Annotated in this window: 6 protein-coding genes and 1 pseudogene; 6 read left to right on the plus strand and 1 reads right to left on the minus strand. The window is 67.5% G+C overall.

Going from position 1 to position 4,040, the window contains the following annotated elements:
* Together EET13_RS30715 and EET13_RS32110 are read left to right on the plus strand one after the other, a co-directional pair.
* A pseudogene (locus tag EET13_RS30715) lies at positions 1–325 on the plus strand (PE family protein); the annotation flags it as partial.
* A gap of 547 nt (positions 326–872) precedes the next feature.
* Positions 873–1,067, plus strand: a complete 195-nt coding sequence (locus tag EET13_RS32110; RefSeq protein ID WP_244604177.1) for a hypothetical protein — start codon at positions 873–875, stop codon at positions 1,065–1,067.
* Positions 1,068–1,286: 219 nt separating this feature from the next.
* Here EET13_RS32110 and EET13_RS32115 read toward each other — a convergent pair whose 3' ends face one another.
* Positions 1,287–1,430: a hypothetical protein gene (locus EET13_RS32115; RefSeq protein ID WP_244604178.1), complete on the minus strand. Its 144-nt coding sequence runs from the start codon at positions 1,428–1,430 to the stop codon at positions 1,287–1,289.
* A gap of 33 nt (positions 1,431–1,463) precedes the next feature.
* Here EET13_RS32115 and EET13_RS28900 point away from each other — a divergent pair, with 33 nt between their 5' ends.
* From EET13_RS28900 to EET13_RS28915, 4 genes are all read left to right on the plus strand, one after another.
* Entirely contained in the window at positions 1,464–2,267 is an 804-nt protein-coding gene (locus EET13_RS28900) for a tyrosine-type recombinase/integrase (protein WP_244604179.1), read from the plus strand.
* On the plus strand, positions 2,264–2,569 hold the full coding sequence (locus EET13_RS28905) for a helix-turn-helix domain-containing protein (RefSeq protein ID WP_036407847.1): 306 nt from the start codon (positions 2,264–2,266) through the stop codon (positions 2,567–2,569). The genes EET13_RS28900 and EET13_RS28905 overlap by 4 nt, the downstream gene beginning before the upstream one ends.
* A 603-nt stretch (positions 2,570–3,172) precedes the next feature.
* Complete coding sequence (locus tag EET13_RS28910) at positions 3,173–3,511, plus strand: hypothetical protein (RefSeq protein ID WP_122445454.1); 339 nt, start codon at positions 3,173–3,175, stop codon at positions 3,509–3,511.
* Positions 3,512–3,555: 44 nt separating this feature from the next.
* A complete protein-coding gene (locus tag EET13_RS28915; protein WP_244604180.1) occupies positions 3,556–3,795 on the plus strand; it encodes a hypothetical protein in 240 nt (79 codons plus the stop codon).
* Positions 3,796–4,040 lie beyond the last annotated feature (245 nt).

The following is a 4,040-nucleotide window of genomic DNA, read 5'->3' on the forward strand; positions in this document are numbered from 1 at the left end:
GGGCGGTACCGGGGGCGACGCCGGGGTGCTGGGCTTCGGTGGGGCCGGTGGCGCCGGCGGCCCGGCGCTGGGCGCTACCGGTAACGGCGGCGCCGGTGGCAACGGCGGAAAGGCGGGCGCGCTACTCGGCGACGGGGGCGCCGGCGGTGTCGGCGGCGACGGCGCAATTGCAGCGGGGGCCGGTGGGACCGGCGGCAACGCGGTTCTCGTCGGCAACGGCGGAAACGGCGGTAATGGCAGTACCGTCCCCACGCCCGCCTCCGGCGGCATTGGCGGCCTGAGCGGTCTCGTGCTGGGCACCGACGGGGTCAGCGGATTGCCGTAGCGCAAGCGATCCCCAATCGGATTGACGCTCAACGGAATTGGTGGTCTCACGAGCCGGCGAACGGCGTCATGCGAGCTACCCGGGAATCAAGGGGATATCCGGCGGATGGCGACCGACCCCTCGACGGTCGACCTCCACCGATCTGCACGTCCTCGCGGCCGAAGATGTGCCAAGCGCGGCGGGAGCTGGGTAAAACCCGTCCCGGCAGTTACACATGTGCAGCTGAAACTACCCGCATGTGAGCAAGGTGTGCAAATCATCGATGTGCTTGACCTACTTTGAGCGCGTAGCCGGTCGTGGTGCCTCATTAATTTTGAGCGCGTAGCGCGGAAGGCTTGCCCGGCGTGGAGGGCAAGATCGATATGGCCGCCAGACGGCAAGTAACCAACAAACTACGAGGTCGGTACCGCAAGGCGTCCAGGGCGGACACGGGCAAGATTTTGGATCGGGTGCTGGCCACCACGGGGATGGGCCGCTCGACGCACCGCTGCTGCGGAATTCGATCACCATCGGCACCTGCGCCGACGAGGCACCCAAGGAGCCGGGGGTGATCGAGGCCGACACCGTGGCGCACTGCGGCCCCACAATGATCGGCGAGTTCGCCCGCACCCTGACGATGACCGATGTGGTGAGCGGGTGGACCGAAAACCACGCGATCCGCAACAACGCCTCCAAGTGGATCCTCGAGGGCATCGAGCAGCTACAGCAGCGCTTCCGGTATCCCATGGTGATCTTCGACTGAACTGGGTTTGATACCCCTTCCCACCCACGAATAGCCCCTGCTACCTGCGGCAACGAGACACCGCCGGGGTTGTTGATTCTTCAGGTTATCTCCTGAATAGTCGGGTGCTGCCTGAACAATCAAGGCGGGATGGAGGTATGCGGTGGATGGGGCAGGTCTTCATCTGGTCGCCTCGACTCCGGCGACCGCAGTGGCCGCGCCAGCGGATCCGGGAACATATCAGGCCCGCTGCATCGAGGACCACCAGTCCACGCAGGCCGCGCGCGGTTTCAGCGCGCTGACGATCGACAACGGCACCGCGACCCTGGAGCGGTTTCTGGCCGCATGCGGGCGCCCGGCCTGGGAGGTGACCTGCGAGGACATCGACCGGTCGTGGGCGGGTTGGCGGCGGTCGGGATGGCGACTTCGACTCGTCGCGGCTATGTGTCGGTGTTCAAGGGATTCTTCTCGTTCCTGTTGGAGCGCAAGGCCGGTCAGATCGAGTCGATGTTTGGAGTGCGGCTGGTGGACCCGGTCGACGCGTTCAAGGCCGCCCGTCACGTCGGCAGCGATTCCCCGTACGTGGCGCCGCCACCGACGCCGCAGCGGATGGAGACGTTCTTCGCGTTCTTACGCGAGCGGGTCGCCACCGCAAGGGTGTTCGCGGCGGCCGGCCGCGACTACGCGCTGTTCCGCGCCCTGTATCACGCCGGTTTGCGAACCGAGGAGGCGGTGATGCTCGACGTGGCCGACGTGCACTTCGACCGTGGGCCGTTCGGCAAGATCCACGTGCGATACGGCAAGGCGGCCAAGGGTTCCGGGCCGCGGCCGCGGTGGGTGCCGATGCTGGACGGGCTGGATCTGATCCTGAAGTGGTATCTGGCCGACGTGCGGGCGCGGCTGGCGGCTGGGCCGGTGCTGTTCTGCGACCAGTCCGGGGACCGGCTGCACCGCGGCAGCGTGCGCAACCGACTCGCGCATCTGCTCGACCTCGAGCGGGCACCGGCGCCCGAGCGGTTCAGCTCGCACGCGATCCGCCGCGCCTGCGCCACCTACAACTACGAACGCGGCATGGATCTCGTTGCGATAGAACAGCTTTTAGGACACTGGCAGGTAGGGACGACGATGACGTACGTGCGCCCGTCGGCCACTTTCATCGAGGACGCCTACCGTCGCGCCGTGTCGGCCACCCTGGGCACGCTCGAGGGAGAACCGCGATGAAGGCTACCTGGCGGCTGCGGATGGCCGCCGCGCAACGCGAGGTCTGGACCGGCGCACAGCTACGTCGCCTGCTGGCCGACAAGGCCGGTCTGCAGTTGTCGGCGGCGTCGGTGTCGGCGCTATTGACCAAGCAACCATCCCAGCTCAAGCTCGACACGCTCGCCGCGTTGTGCACCGCGCTGGAGTGCACCCCCAACGACCTGCTCGACATCGACACCACCCCGGTCGCCGCTACGCCCACTCCGTCGGTCACCCGAGCAGCAGCCTCCGCGCGTGCGGGTCGGTCCATGCCGCCGCTGTGATGGCCCGTCCGCGCCGCATCGTGGCTTGCGCGACATGCGGGCAGCGAGGTCCGCATCAGGCTCGTGGGCAGTGTTCCCGCTGCTACCACAACGATCCGGCGCTGGTGCATCGCTGCGCGGAAACGCTTGCCGCACAACTCGATCCCGAGCCGCAGTGGTGGGCAGGGTTCGGTGAGTTCCTCGCCGCGCGGGTGGCGGCCACCCGCGCGGTCTCCATGCTGTACCGGCTCGCCGCGGCACTGGCCGACCTCCCCGGCGCTGGCCCGACCGCTGTCCTTCAGGCGATCCGCAGACCCGGCCCGGCCGTTGGCGAGCTGGCGCGGGCGCTGCAAACCTACTTCGTCGGGTCCCGGCACGCGCTGGCCCTCGACACCAGCGCGCAGGCCGCGGCCGACCGCCGCGCCCGCCGCATCGCCGAGATACCCGGCCAGTTCCGACCCCTGGCAACGGCATTCGACGCCCACCAGCTGCAATCGCGCGAGCGGGCGCGGCGCGAGGGCACCAAGCCCCGATCCGACCGCACCCTCGAAATCAACCTGGCCGCCGTCCGCGACCTGGCCCGCTCCCTGAGCACCCACCGTCCCGCCGTCACCGACTGGGCCCTTGTCGGCATCGGCGACGTCGAAGCCTTCCTCGCCGGCATCGACAACCCGGGCTACCGAGCCCGCCAGCTGCACGCGCGACCGCTGGCACAGCACCGGACCCTGGCTGCTGGTCAACCAGAAGAGCAAGACCGTCGGCAAGCAGGTCTCCCTGGACTACCTCGCCATGATCCTTGCGCCCGCCCAGGTCACCGTGCAGATCCTGCGGGCGACCCGGCTCGCGCAGCTGGTCACCACGATGGATCCGGTGTTGGTCGCGGCCGTCTTCGGCATCCGCCGTGGAACCGCCCTGCGCTACCTCGCCGACACCGTCGACGCCGCCCGCCTGCCCAACGTGTAAACATTAGGTACCACCTGACATAGGTTCGGGCGAACCTATGCGCTTTGGACTGCGGGGCTGAGTTCATCAATCACGAGGTCGCCGCGTGGCTACAGGCCCAAGACAGCACCCAGACCCGCCCGCACCAGAAAAACGACCAGGCCCATGTGGAGTCCAAGAACAACCATGTGGTGCGCAAAAACCCGTGCTACTGGCGTCACGACACCCCTGACGGACTAGAGCTACTCAACCGGCTCCGGCAGCTGGTGTCGCTGCCCCTAAACTTCTTTACCCCGACGAAGTAGCCCGTCGGCCACACCACCACCACCGCAGCTGGCCGCCGTAACCGCATCTACGACAAACCGGCCACCCCGTGACAGCACCTGCAAAAATCGGGACTAGCTGACACACAACAACTCTCAAACCCGAGTTGGGTCATTTGGCTTAGTGCCTTGAGTTTCCGGTCTGCAGGGCGTCGAGAATCACCGTGACCTCGGGTTCTATGGCGGGTGGGTATGTGGCGATGACGCCGTTGATGTCGATGGTCGCC

The sequence above is a fragment of the Mycobacterium attenuatum genome, assembly GCF_900566085.1.
Lineage (GTDB): Bacteria > Actinomycetota > Actinomycetes > Mycobacteriales > Mycobacteriaceae > Mycobacterium > Mycobacterium attenuatum.